17 protein-coding genes are annotated in these 18,409 nt (G+C 58.6%); 12 read left to right on the top strand and 5 right to left on the bottom strand.

Features of this window, described 5'->3' with window-relative positions; translation table 11 throughout:
• Positions 1-4: 4 nt before the first annotated feature.
• The 7 genes from ACN9MZ_RS17190 (at position 5) to ACN9MZ_RS17160 (ending at position 6,218) form a co-directional block, all read left to right on the top strand.
• Entirely contained in the window at positions 5-505 is a 501-nt protein-coding gene (locus ACN9MZ_RS17190) for a hypothetical protein (protein ID WP_426338194.1), read from the top strand.
• A 494-nt stretch (positions 506-999) separates the two neighbouring features.
• Positions 1,000-1,209 (top strand): cold-shock protein, encoded by a 210-nt coding sequence (locus ACN9MZ_RS17185; protein ID WP_426338193.1) that lies wholly within the window; start codon positions 1,000-1,002, stop codon positions 1,207-1,209.
• A gap of 1,429 nt (positions 1,210-2,638) precedes the next feature.
• Positions 2,639-2,905 (top strand): translation initiation factor IF-1, encoded by a 267-nt coding sequence (gene infA / locus ACN9MZ_RS17180; protein ID WP_426338192.1) that lies wholly within the window; start codon positions 2,639-2,641, stop codon positions 2,903-2,905.
• Positions 2,906-3,270: 365 nt separating this feature from the next.
• The gene (gene tnpA, locus ACN9MZ_RS17175; RefSeq protein WP_426338191.1) at positions 3,271-3,579 is read left to right on the top strand and encodes an IS66 family insertion sequence element accessory protein TnpA; all 309 of its coding nucleotides are present in this window, start codon (positions 3,271-3,273) and stop codon (positions 3,577-3,579) included.
• Positions 3,579-3,932, top strand: coding sequence for an IS66 family insertion sequence element accessory protein TnpB (gene tnpB / locus ACN9MZ_RS17170; RefSeq protein WP_426338190.1), 354 nt, complete (start codon positions 3,579-3,581; stop codon positions 3,930-3,932). The genes tnpA and tnpB overlap by 1 nt, the downstream gene beginning before the upstream one ends.
• Positions 3,933-4,107: 175 nt before the next feature.
• Positions 4,108-5,718: an IS66 family transposase gene (tnpC, locus tag ACN9MZ_RS17165; protein WP_426338189.1), complete on the top strand. Its 1,611-nt coding sequence runs from the start codon at positions 4,108-4,110 to the stop codon at positions 5,716-5,718.
• Positions 5,715-6,218, top strand: a complete 504-nt coding sequence (locus ACN9MZ_RS17160) for a hypothetical protein (RefSeq protein WP_426338188.1) — start codon at positions 5,715-5,717, stop codon at positions 6,216-6,218. Before tnpC ends, ACN9MZ_RS17160 begins: the two co-directional genes overlap by 4 nt.
• A gap of 53 nt (positions 6,219-6,271) precedes the next feature.
• Here the strand turns inward: ACN9MZ_RS17160 and ACN9MZ_RS17155 are convergent, their stop codons facing one another.
• From ACN9MZ_RS17155 to ACN9MZ_RS17145, 3 genes are all read right to left on the bottom strand, one after another.
• Complete coding sequence (locus tag ACN9MZ_RS17155) at positions 6,272-8,179, bottom strand: PAS domain S-box protein (protein WP_426338187.1); 1,908 nt, start codon at positions 8,177-8,179, stop codon at positions 6,272-6,274.
• Between the two features lie 204 nt (positions 8,180-8,383).
• Positions 8,384-8,611: a hypothetical protein gene (locus tag ACN9MZ_RS17150; RefSeq protein ID WP_426338186.1), complete on the bottom strand. Its 228-nt coding sequence runs from the start codon at positions 8,609-8,611 to the stop codon at positions 8,384-8,386.
• A 105-nt stretch (positions 8,612-8,716) separates the two neighbouring features.
• Positions 8,717-8,926 carry a cold-shock protein gene (locus ACN9MZ_RS17145; protein ID WP_426338185.1) on the bottom strand — a complete coding sequence of 70 codons (210 nt, stop codon included), beginning with the start codon at positions 8,924-8,926 and terminating at the stop codon, positions 8,717-8,719.
• Positions 8,927-10,199: 1,273 nt separating this feature from the next.
• Between ACN9MZ_RS17145 and ACN9MZ_RS17140 the strand changes: the two genes are divergently transcribed.
• The 5 genes from ACN9MZ_RS17140 (at position 10,200) to ACN9MZ_RS17120 (ending at position 13,904) form a co-directional block, all read left to right on the top strand.
• On the top strand, positions 10,200-11,219 hold the full coding sequence (locus ACN9MZ_RS17140; protein ID WP_426338184.1) for a GGDEF domain-containing protein: 1,020 nt from the start codon (positions 10,200-10,202) through the stop codon (positions 11,217-11,219).
• A 97-nt stretch (positions 11,220-11,316) separates the two neighbouring features.
• Positions 11,317-11,649 carry a hypothetical protein gene (locus ACN9MZ_RS17135; protein ID WP_426338183.1) on the top strand — a complete coding sequence of 111 codons (333 nt, stop codon included), beginning with the start codon at positions 11,317-11,319 and terminating at the stop codon, positions 11,647-11,649.
• A 199-nt stretch (positions 11,650-11,848) separates the two neighbouring features.
• On the top strand, positions 11,849-12,445 hold the full coding sequence (locus ACN9MZ_RS17130) for a hypothetical protein (RefSeq protein ID WP_426338182.1): 597 nt from the start codon (positions 11,849-11,851) through the stop codon (positions 12,443-12,445).
• A gap of 39 nt (positions 12,446-12,484) precedes the next feature.
• A complete protein-coding gene (locus ACN9MZ_RS17125; RefSeq protein WP_426338181.1) occupies positions 12,485-13,657 on the top strand; it encodes a DesA family fatty acid desaturase in 1,173 nt (390 codons plus the stop codon).
• A gap of 4 nt (positions 13,658-13,661) precedes the next feature.
• Entirely contained in the window at positions 13,662-13,904 is a 243-nt protein-coding gene (locus tag ACN9MZ_RS17120) for a hypothetical protein (protein WP_426338180.1), read from the top strand.
• Positions 13,905-14,554: 650 nt separating this feature from the next.
• Here the strand turns inward: ACN9MZ_RS17120 and ACN9MZ_RS17115 are convergent.
• Together ACN9MZ_RS17115 and ACN9MZ_RS17110 are read right to left on the bottom strand one after the other, a co-directional pair.
• A complete protein-coding gene (locus ACN9MZ_RS17115; RefSeq protein WP_426338179.1) occupies positions 14,555-15,598 on the bottom strand; it encodes a non-reducing end alpha-L-arabinofuranosidase family hydrolase in 1,044 nt (347 codons plus the stop codon).
• Positions 15,595-18,168 carry an alginate lyase family protein gene (locus tag ACN9MZ_RS17110; protein ID WP_426338178.1) on the bottom strand — a complete coding sequence of 858 codons (2,574 nt, stop codon included), beginning with the start codon at positions 18,166-18,168 and terminating at the stop codon, positions 15,595-15,597. Before ACN9MZ_RS17110 ends, ACN9MZ_RS17115 begins: the two co-directional genes overlap by 4 nt.
• Positions 18,169-18,409 lie beyond the last annotated feature (241 nt).

The raw sequence follows: 18,409 nt of genomic DNA, 5'->3' as shown, positions 1-18,409 counted from the left end.
CTATATGAAAGATTTCACCCGCCCCGGCGCTGGGACCGCACTGGCCGTCGATGAGGCAATCGAGATGGAAGCGTCGTCCGGACGCCTACTTGCATGGCAGTACATGCATACGCATGCTGTTCCACCAAGTGTTGCGGCGAGGGTACTCTCCCAGAACGGCCCACGGCGTGCATTGATTTCAGATGGCCAGGAGAGGTCGCTGGATCGACGCACAGGCAAACAAGTTGCCCAGCATGTGTTGACATCAGCTACGGCAGAGTTGGGGACCATCCTGAAGTTACCTGTACCGAGGACGGACCAGAAGCTCTCGGAGACCATCGATTTAGCCATCGAGATGATGGGAACCCGCAGCCGGTTTTACGCCGAAGCGCTTTTGCGCATTCATGCCGTCCGGACTCCAGTCATCATGCGAGTCCTGTTCAACACCCAACGCCGAAGGACATTGCCATCTCCCATTACTCGTCTCGCACCGGTAATTGGGATTCAGATCTTGAAGTCCGGCTGAGGGCGGCATTGCTGGATGGCCTACCCAGCAGCTAGCTGGAGCGCATTGCGCAGTTCGGTCAGTTGGAATCGCTCGTCTATTCGAATTACGAAGCTGCAAAACTGCTCTAAACTGAAAGTGCGCTTCTTGAAAGGCGAAAACATGCAACTCATCGAACCGGGAGACAGGGCGGAATTTGATGCTATCCTCCGTCGGCACCATCTCGCGCAGTCGGACTTCTCGCTGACTGCCATCGATACGACTGATCCCAAGACTGACGAGTTATCGGGATTGCAGGGCGAACTTACTGTGACTCGTCTGTCGACTGGGCAAGTGAGGCAATATCTCATCAGTGACAGTACATCCTGGCTTGACTTGTTTCGGCATGACATTACGGACCGGGTCTACATTGGGCAGGAAAACAATTCCAGACCATCTCGGACCAGCGATCAGTCGAGCTGACCAGGTCGGTACAATCACGGCTCCCTTTTTCATGTCAACTTTAAGGTCTATTCATGGCTACCGAAACTGGCACCGTAAAATGGTTCAATGACGCCAAAGGATTTGGCTTCATCACACCTGACACTGGTGGGGCAGACCTGTTCGTGCACTTCCAGGACATCCAGGGAAAAGGATTCAAGGCGCTCAAAGAAAATCAACGCGTCTCCTTTGAGCGTGCCCCAAGTCCTAAGGGCGAGAAAGCCGCGAACGTCCGGCCTGAGTGAATGCCCGTGGACTTCAAACGCCTACAGTCACTTGTGTTTCGTTCATGTACTGCTGTCAAAGGCAATTGCCAGGAACTATAGCGAACGCCCCGATTATTTCATGGAGCCTAATATGGCCCATGGACAGGCGAATAGATCATCCGACAGCAGCGCTGGTTTCTCTGACACTTCTCACCAGGGCAGAATTCGATGAGGAAGCGGGATTGCGTGCGGCTCGATTCGCAGGCGTCGCGCCGAACCTCATCGAACGGATATTTCACAGGACGCTCGCCGGAGTCCGCATTTCAATCGTTGGCATAGATCCAGCTCCTGAAAGACGGCGACATGCTCGAATATGAGTGGTTGCGCCGATGCGCAGTCCACGTCCGGCGTTGGCTTCGGAGAAACGTCGCCGAGGACGTACTTCGCCGGATTTCATACGCTCAGGCTGTCGGATCGCTTGTTCCGATAGTGAAGAACGACGTCTCGAACTTCAGTTCGATTGTGCTCGCGATGGTCAGCATTGCTAGTCCGCCGCTGAATTCTCGAATCAACTTGTGCCATGGCAAGATGCCGGGCACGATGTTCACACGACCGGGCGGAGGTTTCCTTCCGGCGCATAACCTGAACATGAATGTGCGGCGGCCACGCCGGCGTCATTGCCGGGACTGACGGCAGCGACTGCACGTCTGACAGGAGCGAAGATTGCAGAATTTCCAGTGGTCCCTGCTGATCGGATACTGATGCTCGCACGTAGCCTCTGGGGGCGACGGTGTCGAGATTGCCGTTCACCTCTGCGACGATCTATCTTGTCATCGGATCGTTGCTGGGGCCCTTGGCTCTCAACTTGTTCACGGTCGATCCCCTGCATGGCGCCAAAGTGCTGGCTAATGCTGGTGTCTACCCCGGTCGGGGAGAGCATGTAGAGCGCATAGTCAGTGACGCTTTGAACAAGCATGCGGAACTGCCGCCCGCGGGAAAGTGTTCTCTGCGTAGAAGATTCGAACAATGAGATTGATCGCGGAAAGTACGCCCACACTGCGAATCGAGGAGACCCCGAAAGGATTAGGTGAATCGACCTCCTTCCTGTACACTGCGTATTCCACTTCGGTACTTCGTCACCGTCCTGTTTCCTTCCTGTCTCGGCCTGATGGCCATTCCTGTCCGATCCTCGACCATTGGCTCTACTTGAGAATTGGGTTCGTTCGTCTATAGGAAAGAACAGCGCATGAGCACACATACAGGCACCATTCATTGGTTTAGCAGGCTAAAGGGTATTGGGCAGATCAGGCCCGACGCGGGCGGATTTGATATCGTGGCTGACATCGGCGATTTTGTAGGGGGGCGGCCTACTGGCAGCCTCGAAGAAAAGCTGGTGTCCTACGAGCTTACTGAGTCCGCCTGGGGCTCCCGCGCGACCAATATCCACATTGTGCGGAGGCTGTGAACGATGGCGAAAGAAGACCTCATCGAAATGCCAGGCATGGTGAAGGAAGTGCTGCCTGATAGCCGCTTTCGGGTGGAGCTGGAAAACGGGCATCTCCTGGTTGCCTACGCAGCTGGCCGCATGAAGAAGAACTTCATTCGCATCCTTGCTGGAGACCGGGTAACGCTGGAGTTGTCGGCCTATGATCTCAGCAAGGGACGCATTACCTTCCGCCATATTGATGCGCCCAAGCGTTCTGTCGCGCGACCCGGGTTCCGGCGTAACCGCTGAGCCACATTAGCTCCACCGCAATCGCAGCATGATGCCAGCCCGCCTTTCTAGCACTGAGGTAACCGGGCACTTATCCGGTGTGATTCGCCAGGTTCAGACACTCGCGCCCCAGTTCGATGCTGTCCAGGCGGCGAGCCGGGCGGCGGAATAATTGAATCACGCGGCTGCGATCCTGCGCTGGTGTATCAATCCATTTGTGACGACGAGGATTGGCTGAAGAATCCGGCACTGCGATGCATTTGCAATGCAGCCGCTGAAGGCAGCAAGTAGGTGCCCGGTTGAACGTAAGCGCTCCATAAACCCCAACCTGTTCAACTGACGGTCGCTGCGGCATCCTTGCCACATCGTTTTCATCAGAGGTGGACATGGCAAGGGATGCGAAGTTTTGGCAGGGACATGTGGCGGAGATTGAGCGTAACGGCTGGGTGGCGAGTGAGTATGCGCGGCACCATGGCTTATCGGTGACGGCGCTGTACTACTGGCGTGCCAAACTAAAGGCCATGCCGGCCAGTGCCAGTGCGGCGGTAACCAAGTTCATGACGCTCGATGTCATGCCGGCAATGGCGCCAGCACCGTGCGTGGTGAGCGTAGGCGCGGTTCGGATTGAAACGCACTGCTTGCCCGCCCCGGAATGGCTGGCGGCACTGGCCGTGGCGACGCAAGGAGCGCGCTGATGCACAGGGGCTTTCAGATCGGCCAGGTCCACCTGTGCCGCGCGCCGATCGACTTTCGCAAGTCGATCAATGGCCTGTCGGTGCTGGTCGAGCAAGAGCTTGGGCTCGATCCATTCGGCCAGGCGCTGTACGTGTTCGTCAATCGCCAGCGCACCAAGCTCAAGGTGCTTTACTGGCACCGTAACGGTTTCTGCCTGTGGATGAAGCGGCTGGAGGCCGAGAAGTTCGCCTGGCCGAGTGAGCGTGCCGGCGTCGAGCAAATCAGCGCGCAGCAGCTGGAGTGGCTGCTGGAAGGTTTCGACTTGTGGCGCCACGCTCCCCACCAAACGCTGCATTACTCTTCTGTTTCCTGAGCGAGGCTGTTAACATGTGGCATGCCTTCACCCATCGACACACCCGCCATCACATTGCCGCCAATCGAGCTTCCCAAGCTCGCCGTGCTGGTGCCGTCGTTTGCTTTGCCGGAGCATCTGCCGAACGACGTGGGCAGTCTGCAGGCCTTGCTCAAGGCGCAGCAGCAGGCGTTTCATGCCTGCCGTGCTGACCGTGCAAGATGCGGTGCAGCAGTCGTACGCCGACGCGGCCGATACCATCCGTGCGCAGGTGCTCGATGCGGCCCAAGTTGCAGCGCGCGGCGCGGCGATCAAGGCTGCCAACGATTACCTGATCCGCATGATCGAGCAAGCCAAGCTGGCTCGCCATCGTCTGTATGGCGCCAGTTCGGAACAAATGGCGGCGCTGCAGCGCGGGCTATTCGACGAGGCGGAAAGCTTGGCGCGCGACACGAGCCAGGAACAGGATGTCGCGCCGCAGTCGCCAGCCGACGGCAAAGCCAAGGACAAATCGGCTGGCCAAAACAAGCGCGGCAAGCGCACTGCACTACCGGGCGAGTTACCGCGCGTGGATGTTGTGCACGAAGTACCCGAGTCAGAGCGCACCTGCCCCTGTGGGACGCCGATGGCGGTGATCGGCGAGGAGGTGAGCGAGCAACTGGACATCGTGCCCATGCAAGTACGGGTGCTGCGCCACGTGCGCAAGCGCTATGGCTGTCCCAACGGCACGCACGTGCCGGTGACGGCCGCGTTACCGCCCCAACCTATCCCCAAGAGCAACGCCAGCGCCAACTTCCTGGCCATGCTGTTGGTGGCCAAGTACCTCGACGGCTTGCCGCTGGCACGCTTCGAGCACGTACTGGAGCGCCATGGCGCGCTGGTGCCGAGGCAAACCTTGGCGCGCTGGGTGATCGGCGCGGCCGCCGTGCTGCAGCCGCTGCACAACCTGATGCGCGATCTGCTGCTCGACGGCCAGTTGATTCATATGGACGAGACCGTGATGCAGGTGCTCAAGGAACCCGGCAAGGCGCCCTGCTCGCACAGCTATATGTGGGTGCAGACGGGCGGCCCGCCGGAGCGTCCAATCATCTTGTACGACTACGATCCGAGCCGCAGTGCGGAGGTGCCCGTGCGCCTGCTGGAAGGCTTCCGGGGCTATCTTATGACCGATGGGTACGAGGGCTACAACGCGCTAGCGCGCACGCCGCACATCGAGCACTTGATTTGCTGGGCACACGTGCGACGACGTTTTGTCGAAGCCGTCCGCGTGCAGGCCAAGGGCAAGCGTGGCCTGGCGGATCAGGCCATCGACTTGATCGGCCAGCTGTATGGCGTCGAACGCGAGCTGCGCAACGCCAGCGACGCCCAGCGCCTGCAAGGCCGCCAGGAGCGCAGCTTGCCGCTGCTGGCCAGCTTGCGCATATGGCTCGATGGCGTGTTGCCGGCCGTGCCGGGCAAGACCAAGCTGGGCGAGGCACTGACCTACCTGCACAAATACTGGCCCAAGCTGGTGCGCTATGTCGAACGCGGCGATCTGCCCATCGACAACAACCGTTGCGAGAACGCGATCCGCCCCTTCGTGGTCGGCCGCAAGGGGTGGCTCTTCTCCGACACGCCGGCCGGCGCGCATGCCAGCGCCGTCATCTACTCGCTGGTGCAGACCGCCAAGGCCAATGGCGCCGAGCCTTACGAGTGGCTGTGTCAAGTGTTGCGCGACTTGCCGACAGCCACCACAGTTGAGCAAGTTGAGGCGCTACTGCCTTGGCATTTTGGCACCGCAGTGGCCGGCCTCCAGGAGCAGGCATGAGCCGAATATCGGCACCAATACTCGCCCGCGCCATCAAGGCGATTCAGGCCATGAACACGGCACAGAAAGAAGCGCTGGCCGATGAGTTGTTCCAGGCGCAGCCGACCCTACTCGGCGCCGTACTCATCCTGCCACGAATGGGAGTGCCGATGGAAAGGGTGGAGTTCGCGCTGAATTTGCTGTTCGTCTGCTTCCAGTCCATGAAGGAGACGGGCTGGTCGTGGCCCCGCATTTCCGAAGATGAATTGGATCGGCAAGCTACCCGCTATAGCGCCATCATCCAGTTCAGCGAGGGCATGCATCCCATGCTGGTTCAACAGGCGCAACAACAGTTCGCCACAGGCCATCCAGAACCTGCCTTGCTGGCGTACGTGAGTACCGAAACGACGCGCTGGCTTTCCAGTGTTGCTCCACTCGAAAGCGATAAATACGTTCTGCTATCGGCCATGAATGTCGTCAATTGCATTGCATACGTGCCGATGCCGAAGCGTGGAAAGTAGCCCTCAAGCCTGTGGTTCGTGGATCGCTTACGGTTGAACATGCGATACCCGCTTTATGAGATCGTCAGTTCCTTGAGCTCCTTGGCGACATCGGCAATCGAGAACGGTTTAAGCAGAAGCGGGAAGTCATCCAGTCCGGAGTCCTGGCGCTGTTCTCGCAGCGAAGCGTTCATATAGCCGGAGGCCAGGAGGACCTTGAGTTTGGGGGCAAGTTGGAGCGCATTGCACGCCAGTTCGATGCCATTCATGCCAGGCATCACCACGTCGCTAAACAGAATCTCGATTTCCGGATGCGTGCTAAGCAGGTGCAGGGCGGCCTCGGCATTCGGGGCTGCCACGGTAGGGTAGCCAAGACTTTCCACAAGCTGCACAGTCATGTTCAGCACCTCAGGTTGATCGTCCACGACCAGCACTTTAGTCGGTCGAGACATAGCGGCGACGGCTTCCGCAGGGGCAAGTGCAGGAATGGCGAGCGTAACGATGGTACCGCGGCCAAGGGATGAGGCGAGCGTTAGCGCGCCCCCTGACTGCCCGGCGAGTCCAAACACTTGGCTCAGGCCCAAGCCAGTGCCTTCCCCGACTGGCTTGGTGGTGAAGAAAGGCTCGACCGCGCGCTGGGATACCTCTTCGCTCATGCCGGTGCCACTGTCCTCGACACTGATCTGGACAAAGCCATGCTCCGACTGTTCTCTGGTTTGCCTGTCATATGGCGCAGCATCCCATGTGGTTGAAACCACGATCTTTCCGCTGCCGACAATGGCGTCTCTCGAGTTAACCACGAGATTGAGCACTGCCGCTTCCAATTGCGCTTCATCGACAACGATGTCGGGCAATCGGTGGCTCAGGCGTAGTTCGAGGAGGATTTCGCTGCGAATGGCGCGTCGGAGTACTGGCTCGAAGGCCGTGAGCACGTCGTTGACGTTCAACTGCTCTGGCTTGAGCGGCTGCTGGCGCGCAAACGACAGCAGTTGCTGCGTCAAGGTGGCGCCCCGCTTGGCGGCGCGCTCCATGGTGTCGATCGTCCGCAACTGCGCTTCTTGTCGCCCATCAAGTTTGAGCAACTGCAGTCCGTTGACGATGACGTTCAACAGGTTGTTGAAGTCATGGGAGACTCCACCGGTAAGCTTGCCGATAGATTCCATCTTCTGCGCCTGGAACAATGCATCTTTGGCCTGCGACAGTGCAAGGTCGGCATCTCGTTTGGCGGTGACGTCGCGCGTAACCTTTGCAAAGCCGACCAGTTGGCCATTATGGTCGCGCACGGGATCGATGACGACATGTGCCCAAAATCGGGTGCCATCGCGACGCACGCGCCAGCCTTCGCGTTCAAATTGTCCCTCGCGTTCGGCGGTTCTCAGTGCGTTTTCCGGCAACCCGGCCGCTTTATCTTCTTCTGTGTAGAAGCGTGAGAAGTGTTGGCCGATGATCTCGTCGCTGTCGTAGCCCTTGATGCGAGCGGCGCCGGCGTTCCAGCTGGTGACGATGCCGGTGGGGGATAGCATGAAGATCGCATAGTCGGTGACGCTTTGGACCAGCAACCTAAACTGTTGCTCACTTGCATGCAGGGCCTCTTCGGCCCGGATACGCTCCGTAAAGTCGCGCGTGATGACCGTAAATCCTACGAGTTGTCCGGTACCATCATGGACTGGATCCACCACGGAATTGGCCCAGAACTGTGTGCCATCCTTGCGTACGCACCATCCTTCGCCTTCGAACCGCCCTTGGCCGGCCTGGCGCAACACTGCCTCGGGGTGTTTCGCTATCCGCTCTTTCTCGGTGTAGAAGAGCGAAAAGTGCGCTCCCAGTACCTCAGCTTCGGAGAAATACGTCGATCGTTCTGCGCCCCGGTTCCAGCTGCTGATTTCGCCCTCCGGCGACATTGTATAGATGGCGTAATCTTCCACGCTGGAAATGAACTGTTGAAGCCGATGTGCTTCGAGACGCTTGCTGTGGGCAGCCATGGGATAAAGATGCGATTTCCGGGCGCACCAAAGAATGGGGAGGCAGGTTTGAGGTTAGCGGCAAACCGCCATAAGGGTCAAACGTATTCGTGCCGTGCGCAGCGGTTACCGAGCTGACACGGGACAATGACGCCTGGATACACCGCGTTATGCCGAGGCCTTTATCCTCCCGCAAGATCGGACGTCATCAAGCGACGTGGTTGCTCAGAATGTCGCGCACCCGCGTGGGGTGCCAATGATGATGCGTCCAGAGCCACTGGCGTCACTGATGAAGTCGCTGTCGAGTCCGTGTAGAAATTCGGACGCCATGCGTGCGCGAACTGCTGTGACGTAAATTGTCGGTTCGTCGAAGCCATTCTCCCACCCTTCTACCAGAAAGTCGTCGTCGTCGTCGAAATCGGCCAGCGCGGCAAGTAGTTCACGTTTCTTCATGTGCTGGTAGGCGGGATGCGCGTGGCATGGCCCGTTCGTCGGGTTTGCGTACGGGAGGATAGGCAGGCATCGCCCTGAGTGGCGATCGTTTCCTGGCTGCCCCGCTCACGACAGCTGAACGTTGGTCGCCTTGTCGCCTTTGGGACTTGTGCTGCGCTCAAAAGAAACGCGCTGATTCTCCGACAGCGATTTGAATCCTGCCTGCTGGATGTCCTGAAAATGAACAAAGATATCTGGGCCGCCCCCATCGGGGGTAATAAAGCCAAAGCCCTTGGCTTCACTAAACCATTTCACAGTGCCGTTCTGGGTATGCATGATCGCTCTCTCCGTGTTGACAAGGCCGGATAGCACCGGCCGGATGCGCCGTTAAGCAGGGGAAGCAACGCATGAAGTCTGGCTAGCGCTGCCTCAGGAAGGCAGCAAAGGAGGGAGACCGGCAGGGATTGCAATGCCTATTCGGTGACCCACTATACAGTGCTTTGGCTTGCGATAGCGCCGTAACGTGCAATGCGGAGATCGTCTTTTTCTACCGCGTTGTCCGTTTCAATCATGAGGTGCTATCACCTGGCAAGGCCTGTGTTCGCGAGTCTCCAGCCGTGTGGTTGGGGCAGGGGCCATGAAGCGGTACGCGCAGCAGGTGTCCGTTGCCTTCACTGAGGATGCGGTTGTCGTCCGCCATGTTTTTTGCGAACATGAATATCAGCGACGGGATGAAATAATCACCCGTGCAAATTCCGCCATAGCCGCAACTGTTCGTGTAAAGCTATGACTCCCTCTTTGTTCAGGACGGTCTGCTCTTAGCTCGGTTGTACGTGCAAGAGTCTTGTGCCACACTGAGTTTCATTTTCTTGCCGAGATGGAGGGAGATGTGTCCGGGAAGCTCATGAGGCAAATTGCTGCGAAAAGGCTGCGTCCTGGCCGTGAGCCGGAGGACGTGACTATCGACGTGGTTGAAGAGCCCGGTTCAGGAGCCGGCTCGGCGCTGGCGGGTGACATGGGTCAAGTCGCTTACCTGGTGCATACTGCGGAACGGACGGTCCAGCTAGTACGCGTCGAGACCATGGAAAATACATATGGTTCCGAGTCCGTCTTCGAGGACCAGGCCGGGAACTGCTACGTGTGTAACAGAGCCTTTCGATCCGATGCAGCCAGTTCGTCATCCGTGCGGATTGCGTAACGGCGATGCGCGCCGTTCTCGTCTTCTCATAGGCCGGTCAACACCGCAGCACCGATCAAAACACCAGGAGCGGTGCAAAGCTTCTATCGCGCGGATCGGATGGCTTAAAAGGCGCCAATGGCAGCCCTAACATGAAGCTGTGTTCGATAAGAAACGTCAATCGACCTGGAATGCGATGCGTGATAGTGTGGGGCATTGCCAGTGCGGAGGCTACTTCGCGGCATTTGGCGCGATTCGCGTACTTTTCTCAAAGTGCCGACCAGATCAACCCAGTCTGTGAGGGCACTTGTCATGGATAAAACCGCTGCAACGTCGAGGTCGCACCCTGGAGTATTCTGGGGGCGGGCGCCGCTGCGGACTGAAAACCGTGGGTCCCCTGGCGATGTGCGCCAACCGACAAAGAATGAACTCATGATGGTGTTGCGGATTGCAAAGGCCTTGATGTGTGCTGTTAACGTCGAGTCTGCGTTACGCTCCATCCACCAGAACTTGTCATCGCTGAAGCCCCACGGCGTTTTGTTGATCAGTAACCGGGGAAGTGGTGACAGCTGCTACTACCTCGATCCTCCCCGAGGGGAAAAATTCCTGGAAATGAACCATCAGGAGTGCCGCAAGCTGCGCAAGATGCTGGAGGCAGTGTCGCTGGACCGTCCCGCTGGGCCCTTGATACTCGACCATGGCAGCCACGTGGTGGCGCCTTTTTCTTCAGACGTGCATGGCGGTTACATCGCACTGCAATGGAAGGAGCGGCCCCCACTGCGCATTCAGCGCGGAGCGCGCACGATGCTTCCCTTTATTGCCGAACTGGCCGGCGTTCGGCTCACGAGTCTGTTACACCAGCAGAACTGTGACGAACTGGTTCATGAGCAGCATGAGGCTCACGCAGCGGAAGAATCCCGGCTCGTCGAGGAGCTCAGGGCCAGTGAGAGTGAGGCGGTTGTAGCGCGAGAAATTGCGGCGCAGGACGAACTGACGGGCCTGCAGAATCGCCGCGGCTTTCTCGCCAAATCGGAACAGTGTCTGCTGATCGCCCGGCGCCAGCGCATGGCATGTGCAGTCATTTTTGCCGATGTGGATGGACTGAAAAACGTGAATGACAAACTCGGCCACGCGGCTGGGGACGCTTTGATTCGCGAGGCATCGCAGCTCTTTCGCAGCGCCTTTCGGCATGCGGACGTGGTGGGTCGTGTTGGCGGGGACGAGTTTGCCGCATGCACGTTCGATAATGCCACCCTGCGCGCAATCACTGAACGGATCCTCGCCCGCATCGCGGAGTTCAATCTGGCGCATCCAGGCGAGCAGGCTTTGTCGCTTAGCATCGGCGTAATCAATTGCGATAGTTCCGGCGCTGAGTCATTATCGGACTATCTATTGCAAGCAGACAACGAAATGTATCGTGATAAGCGTCGGGACCGCCGAGCGGCAAGTTAGCAAGGCGAATGCATTTGCTTCTGGGGCAGCGTAAGCGGTTGCCAGCAGCGGCGGGATAGGGCGTAGACCTGGAATATTGACGGCCTGGAGAGTTATCATGCACAACAATGAACCCGAAACCTCATTTCGCGGCCTCCCCTTGAGCGTCGAGCAGGAAGCCGAAATCCAGCACTATATCCGGCAAAGGCAAAGGCGCGGATTGGTCCCGGATGCTGCGGAACTGCGTGCCATGTTGAACGACATGCTGCATCCACCGTTTGACGATGACGCGCGCGAATCAGGTGGCGAAGGGGCGCACAGTGATGCCGAACGCGCCGCTTGCCGGGTTGATATTGGCGGCGACCCCATTGCAGCGCGTGAAGAGCGCACCGCCGCCGGCGAGTCCGAATTCATGAAGCACCAAGGGACGCAGGAGCGCCGAAATGAATAGGTGGTTTTGCATCCTGCGCGTATAGTGGGGACATGACGCTACTTTCACCAACGATCGATGCATGGCAAGGCTCATTTACGGGACCCACTCGCATGGCGATCAGCTTAACTCCAGCGTAAGTCTTTTCGCCTGAAACGAGAGCTTGCTCGTCGCGACCTCCTTTCACCTTCCTTCACCAATGCGAGCGAAGGAGTCGGCCATGCGATGGCGTGAGGGAACCTTCTTTCAAGGATGGCGTATCGTATTACGCTGCACGGAGTTTCGCTGCCAGGATGGCGTGCGCAGGTTTGCGTCGACTGCCATTCTTCGGCAATCGGGCAAGCGTTCAGTGGTTTTCCCGGAGGAGGCATTTGATACGCGAGAAGATGCCGATGTAGATGCCACTTCGCGAGCCAGACGAGAGATCATGGCCATGGATAGCAGCAATGTCGTTGGTGAACTCGGTCGGGCCGCACGCATTGACGACACCTTGCGGGAATCGTCACAGGACCGGCTCGTGGCCGCGCAGTACGAGATCTCGTTTGACGGGTTGCGGTACGCGTTTCGGCAATATCGTTACGACGCCTTTGGCGATGCATTGCGCTACGCCAAGGCCGAGTACGCCAAAGCGGGGTTCGTACGCGATAAGACTTTTCGGGCTGATTGGCAGAGTGCCTATCGCCCGACTGACGAAGAAGGCCAGTTGATGCATCAGCACGGGATTGTCTTTGCGATGGGGCGCTTTCATTATGGCGGCTTTCGGTACGAACAGTTGCGCGATGCGGTCGCTTACGCTAATGCACATCCTGGTTTGTAGCGCAATGAAGGCGAAAGGGTCCGCTTGATGGCGCCTTACATGCAATGGCTGACGGGCGGAATGTTGGCCTGGAGTTGGTGGAAACTGCTCCTGGTCGGATTAGCGACGACACACGCGACGATCGTCGCCGTGACAATTTACCTGCACCGGTGCCAGACTCATCGGGCCGTGACCTTGCACCCGGTTGTGACACACGGCTTTCGCTTCTGGCTATGGCTTACCACGGGGATGGTGACGAAGGAATGGGTGGCGGTGCATCGGTGCCATCATGCCCACTGCGAAACGGCAAGGGATCCGCACAGCCCGCTACAGGTGGGTATTCATGAAGTCTTGTGGCGGGGAGCGGAGCTATACCGGAATTCGGCAGGCGACCGGGGGTTGGTGGCACGCTTCGGAGGGGGCGGGCCGGACGACTGGCTGGAACGCAATATCTATGGACGCTATTCCTGGCAAGGCGTGGGGCTACTATTGGCGATCGAATTGGCCCTGTTTGGCGCCCCAGGGCTGACGCTATGGGCGTTCCAAATGATGTGGATCCCGTTCCTGGCTGCAGGGGTAGTCAACGGTCTTGGGCACTATGTAGGCTACCGCAACTTTGAATGCAAGGAGGCGGCGACCAATATCTTGCCGCTTGGCGTATTGATTGGCGGCGAGGAGCTGCACAATAACCACCATACTTTCCCTACCTCGGCGAAGTTCTCGGTTCGCTGGTTCGAAGTTGATGTCGGCTGGGCTTATATCTGCCTGATGCGATCATTGGGTCTCGCAACACCGCGCAAGGCGCCACCGCCTTTGGCGCGCCGTTCCTGTCAGTTTGCGCCGACCCTGTCCACGCTGAATTCTGTGCTGGGACATCGCGCTATCCTGATGCGCGAATTGACTGTGCTCAAGCAAGCTGTCTTTCAGGCCGAACGTCAGAGAATGGCGATTCTGATACCGAAGGCAGTTTTGCAGCAGGCGAAAGTTTTGCTGCAGCGAGCGCCTTGCCGGCTCACAGGGGCGCAACGGGAGGAACTCAACCAGGTACTGGCGCATAGCGAGTGTCTTCATCAAATGCATATGGCGCAGAAGACGTTTGAAACGCTGTGGGAGCGCTCGTCTGAAACGCAAGAGCAACTGTTGGCGCGTCTACAGCAGTGGTGTACAGATGCGGAGCGCGAGGGGCCGCGCTCCTTGCAGCGCTTCGCGCGCCAGCTGGCCAGTTACGGGTGATCAGATGAATCTTGCGGCCAAACATTCATCCGCTTGCCAGGAACTGATGAACGAAGGCGCGCTAGCGGATGCCGTGCACTATTGTCTGGCGCAGGGAGTGCTGCCTCCATTTCCACCTTGCGACAGGACTTCACCCGACTATGAGCAATGTGTCGAATTGGCAAAAGAAACGTTGTCCGACTATGGATGGTGGGAAAAACGCCTGAAACTCCGCGATGCACGGGGTGCAAAGCAATCTGAAAAATAGAACGTGGAAGACGGGCAACTGCATGGTTGCTCTTGGCGCGTTATTTCGACGGCGATGTGGACGCCGCACCGCGCAATCATGCGCCTACTTTGCTGAAAGCGAGTAGACTTGTATTAGCTTAAATGGTTTGACCATGTACCTCGATCGTTTTCCCGCAGAGATTACTGTTCAGCTGAATTTAGTGCGACGAGCCCACTTAAAGTGGGCTTTTTTATAGACGGCTGCATGGCCGTGGTGGGCAAATTCTGAAGCGATTCGGGTGACTCAAATGAAACGACGCATTGATCAAGATACCGCGCAGCAAATGTCCATCGTGCTTCTTACTCGAGTAGCCTTTGGCACAACAGCAGGATTACGCACGGCCGTATCCTATGGCCTGGGGCTAGCGCTAATTAAAGCCATCTTCCTTCGGCCGCTTGCGCGTACGCGCATGCAGCTGAACCCGAGTGCGCGCAGAGACCGTCGAAAGTGGGATCGTTGAAACCCTGACGAGCGAAAATGTTCGCATCGATCCGCTAAAAATTCCATTAGCTATCGCGGTGGAATGCTACGAAATTCGAAATGACTAACGACGCTTACACGGCCACCAACTGGTCTCGCTGGAACAGGTCGGGAAACGTTAGCGGCCTCGGCGCATTGGAGGGAACTGTTTAGCGGCAGAGTGCGCTTACCGGATTTTCCCCCTTCGCTGCGATCACTCCTAAGCGATAGGGGAGCTTGATGTATTCGCTTACGCGCACTGCCGGGTCATTACCCTGGAACAGGTACTCGAGCGGCCGGCAAGGATCGATGGTCATGGTCTGATCGGCGTTCGTCCGAATCAGCTCGCCATGGGAGATGCCGTCCGACCAAAGCTGTTCGACGTTTTCGCTGCTGGCGAAAGTGTTCATTGGCGTGGAAGAAAACGGTTCCCAATTTCCATCAAGGCCATTGCTCTTCCAGATGCGGAAGTAGCGTCCTTTCGGGGACATTGCCTCGACAAGGGTGATGTAGGTTTGGGTGTTCGCAATCCGGTAGGTATTGCTGGCCTCGAACAAGTCCTCCGTCTTTTCGTTCAACACGGCCACAGTGTTATGGAAGCCATTCGGGAACCGGTCTATGCCGGTCTCGGACCGCAGCAGGCGGCCATGGTCATCCGTATTGAACAGATAGCATTTTCTGTCATCGCAGATCACCCAGAAATCAAGCCAGCCATTCCCTTGCGGTCGCTTGATGATGTCGGGCAGCGTAGGAAACAAGGGCTTGGGCGCGGTCCAGGACGCGGGGTCGCTCATATCGTTCGAGGTTGAGTAGAGCGGGTCCGCACCCTGGTAGATCAGGTACCAAGCCTTCCGTGGAGCGAAATAGAATACCTGCGGCGCCGCGCGGTAACCAGGCCCCATCGGCGACTTATCAAGTGGAATAATCTTGGCAGACGATGCTTCCGACCACTTGTCGAAGCTGGTGTATGCGAGCCCCCAGCCTGACGATCCGGCGGTCGTCATGAACACATGATATTTGCCGTTCACGTAGACGATCGACGGATCCTTCACCGCATAGATTGTCTGGTCCGGGTCCGGTTGAGGCAAAATCAGCGGTGGACTGGATACCCATTTGAATGTCGTCGCTGTGGCTTTTGGCGCTTGCGGCCCGCTGCACGCAACCAGTCCGTGCACCAGGGCCAGGCTGGCAATGCATTTGATCATCCTTGTCATGGCTTGGCGGCGAACAGTCCGAATTCGGCGAGGTCGGTAAAGGTGGGGTCGCCGTTATTGGTTGTAATGTTGAGCCGGTAGTAGCGATAGGCGCCTGGCCGCGCGACTGGGTAGCTGTTTGGTGCGAAGCGCCGGGCGAACGCCTGATTGTTCTGCGCGTCGAGTGTTTGCCAGGCTACGCCGTCGTTGGAACCCAGCAGCTGCCAGTCCTTCGGATCACGCGGGATCAGGTCGGAGGAGCTGATAAGCGTGTAACGCCGGACCGTCTCGACGTGTCCGAGGTCATATTGCAGCCAGCCCCCGACACCTTTATGGAACCATTGCGTCCCCGAGTTACGGTCGAAGGCGCGCTTGGCATTGTCCACATTGTTTGCGCTGTCGCTGGCAGTGCCGCCGCTGGCGACATTGACCATCGGATGAAACGGTGTGGCAGCGTCTTCGGGTGAATTGGCGCTCACGCCGACCGAGTTTGCCGCCGCGACCGTATAAAAGTAGCTTGTGCCGTTGCTCACGGATGTGTCCGTGTAGCTGCTGCCTTTCACATCCGTTGCGATGGCGGTGTACGGGCCGCCGCTGGATGTGGCGCGTTTGACCAGGTAGCGCGTGGCGCCGAAGGAGCGCTGCCAGCGCAGCGGCACGGCGCCATCGCCCGGCGAGGCAAGCAGCACTGCCGGCGCTGCCGGGATAGCGCCTGGCGCATTACCGTCGCCGCCCGTGATCTGAACATTGCTGAAGACCGAGCTGTTCGGTGTGCCGTTGACGGTCGAAGAGACCACCAGGCCAGCGTAGATCGTGTCGGGAAGCGGCCCGTCAATGCGGCCGACGTCTGTGGCCGCCCAGTTGGTGCCATCGGGAGACAGGTAACCGGTGATGACATTGCCGATGCGTTCGAGCTTCACCCAATACGAGGCCGTGGTATTCGCGATGGGAAGTGTCTTGTTGGCGTAGTTGCTGCCGCCGTAGGCGGTGAGATTGCGCATATTTTGCTCGGCCGCGACGCGATTGGCGATCGCCATCCACGCACGCGGGGCGCCTTGCTCAAGGCTGGTGCGCATCATCACGCCCGCTTTGGCAGACGGACCGGTGTTCTGGACCGATTCAACCTTGGCGATGATGGCGCCATCGCCAACGAGAGCCTTGTAGGCGAAGTGACAGCTGTCGTTTGTTCCCCAGATCTCCGATCCACCGCCAGTCACGGTCCATTTGCCGGCGGCATAGCTGGCCGCACCGGTCGGGGTGGCGCCGCCGAGATCAATGCCGCTCAATCCCGATGTGAGCGAGGCAGTCGAAGGTATAGGAAGCTCTGGGGCCGGCGCCGCGCCTGAGGCATCGGCCTCCTTCAAGAACATGAAGCTTTCGCTGTCTACCGGCATCCAGAGGCGCCTTTGTGCGATATAAGGCGCTTGCATGCCTTTGCGGAGCACGTAGGCGGCGTGGATCTGGCTGAGCATAATGTTGCCGCCGTGGCCGCCGTCCCATCCGCGGTTGGTCATGTCCGCAACGTAATAGGCATCGGTGGTGCCAAACGGAAGTGCAGTGGTCGGCACCAGCTCGTTTACTCGCGCAAAGTACTCACCAGCCGCAAGGAGCCGGTCGTCCAGGTCGGAATAGATGTCGATGCCTTGCTTCCAGAGCGCCTCGGCGAGCATGGTCAGCGATTTGAGCTGGCCATGGAAGTGGCCTTGGTCGCGCAGGGAATCGCCGAGCATGCCGATGTCGTTGGAATTGCGCAGGCCGATGTGGGCCAGCGTGCGCACCTGGTAAACCACCTTGTCCACCGCCTGCGCATCGTCATTGAAGATGGCCATCAAACCGAGTGCAGCCAGGGCCAAAGCGCCCTTGTTGGCGGCGCCGAACTGGTGTTCGCCGTACGGATTCGATGCTGGCATCAGGACGTTTTTGAAGTATTTCTTCACCGTGGCAGTGTCGGCTTCGGTCCAGCCCGGCCATGTGCCGCGCAACAGGTCGGCGCCGCCCACGAACAGGTATGCGTAGTCGCCCAAGTCGAGCATCGACTCCCGGCCGGAAAACTCAACCTGGGTAGTGGCCCAGGCCATGAGAATCTCGCGCGCCTTCTTTGCATATTTCTGGTCGCCCGTGAAATGCCACATACGCGCCAGATTCCAGATCGCGACCATGTCGCTGCGCCATGCGCCGAGATTCACGTCCGGGGCGCGGCTCACTGTCGCGTAGGGGCCGGCCATGACGTAGGTGAGCTTGGACCTGCCATTGTTGGCCAGTTGCTCGTAAGCAGACTTCCATGGCTCCCGGCCCTGTTCGACGTAGGACTTGAGCGTGTCGAGGTCCGAACGGGTGAGCGGGGCGCCAGGGTGGGCGAAAACGCGGGCCGCGGTGCCGCCAGTGCTGGGCGTGTTGCCGGTAGCAGGGGGGACGGCAGTGCCGGGCGTGCTACCGGTTCCAGCCATGTCGCCGGTGCCGTTCGCACTCGGTGCATTGCTGGCGTTAGGTGCCGGCGCACTGCTGGTGTCTTTAAGTTCGCCGCCGCAGCCTGCGGCGAGGCTCGCCGCGCTGAGCGACAGGGCGATCGCTCGCATCCTGTATTTTTTCATCCCATCTTTCCAATGCTTGAAGTTGCTTTTAGGCAATTGTCGGAGCGACCGTCCACCTTGGCAATTGCGAATTTTGCCAACCGCATGTACGAAATTCACCGGCGGCCCGCGGCCCGCACGCTGTTCGAGATGCTGTCCGCGGCGCCCAGCGCACGCCTTGCGAGATTCAAAAACATGTCGGCCGTTGGCGAAAAACATAAAAGACGGTCGCGACCGCCCGATTAGACTTACCGCCCATCGA

It is taken from the genome of Pseudoduganella sp. S-14 (assembly GCF_049913285.1).
Taxonomy (GTDB): domain Bacteria; phylum Pseudomonadota; class Gammaproteobacteria; order Burkholderiales; family Burkholderiaceae_D; genus Rugamonas.
Note: the sequence above shows the minus strand (reverse complement) of the source record. Positions and strands in the feature narration are given on the sequence as shown.

Bases quoted from the DNA above. Each gene is read 5' to 3' on its own strand.
- ACN9MZ_RS17110 (WP_426338178.1), bottom strand. From the start codon at position 18,168: ATGAAAAAATACAGGATGCGAGCGATCGCCCTGTCGCTCAGCGCGGCG.
- infA (WP_426338192.1), top strand. From the start codon at position 2,639: ATGGCGAAAGAAGACCTCATCGAAATGCCAGGCATGGTGAAGGAAGTG.
- ACN9MZ_RS17145 (WP_426338185.1), bottom strand. From the start codon at position 8,926: ATGCATACCCAGAACGGCACTGTGAAATGGTTTAGTGAAGCCAAGGGC.
- tnpC (WP_426338189.1), top strand. From the start codon at position 4,108: ATGCCTGCCGTGCTGACCGTGCAAGATGCGGTGCAGCAGTCGTACGCC.
- tnpA (WP_426338191.1), top strand. From the start codon at position 3,271: ATGGCAAGGGATGCGAAGTTTTGGCAGGGACATGTGGCGGAGATTGAG.
- ACN9MZ_RS17130 (WP_426338182.1), top strand. From the start codon at position 11,849: ATGCGATGGCGTGAGGGAACCTTCTTTCAAGGATGGCGTATCGTATTA.
- ACN9MZ_RS17135 (WP_426338183.1), top strand. From the start codon at position 11,317: ATGCACAACAATGAACCCGAAACCTCATTTCGCGGCCTCCCCTTGAGC.
- ACN9MZ_RS17185 (WP_426338193.1), top strand. From the start codon at position 1,000: ATGGCTACCGAAACTGGCACCGTAAAATGGTTCAATGACGCCAAAGGA.
- tnpB (WP_426338190.1), top strand. From the start codon at position 3,579: ATGCACAGGGGCTTTCAGATCGGCCAGGTCCACCTGTGCCGCGCGCCG.
- ACN9MZ_RS17125 (WP_426338181.1), top strand. From the start codon at position 12,485: ATGCAATGGCTGACGGGCGGAATGTTGGCCTGGAGTTGGTGGAAACTG.
- ACN9MZ_RS17115 (WP_426338179.1), bottom strand. From the start codon at position 15,598: ATGACAAGGATGATCAAATGCATTGCCAGCCTGGCCCTGGTGCACGGA.
- ACN9MZ_RS17140 (WP_426338184.1), top strand. From the start codon at position 10,200: ATGATGGTGTTGCGGATTGCAAAGGCCTTGATGTGTGCTGTTAACGTC.
- ACN9MZ_RS17190 (WP_426338194.1), top strand. From the start codon at position 5: ATGAAAGATTTCACCCGCCCCGGCGCTGGGACCGCACTGGCCGTCGAT.
- ACN9MZ_RS17160 (WP_426338188.1), top strand. From the start codon at position 5,715: ATGAGCCGAATATCGGCACCAATACTCGCCCGCGCCATCAAGGCGATT.
- ACN9MZ_RS17155 (WP_426338187.1), bottom strand. From the start codon at position 8,179: ATGGCTGCCCACAGCAAGCGTCTCGAAGCACATCGGCTTCAACAGTTC.
- ACN9MZ_RS17150 (WP_426338186.1), bottom strand. From the start codon at position 8,611: ATGAAGAAACGTGAACTACTTGCCGCGCTGGCCGATTTCGACGACGAC.
- ACN9MZ_RS17120 (WP_426338180.1), top strand. From the start codon at position 13,662: ATGAATCTTGCGGCCAAACATTCATCCGCTTGCCAGGAACTGATGAAC.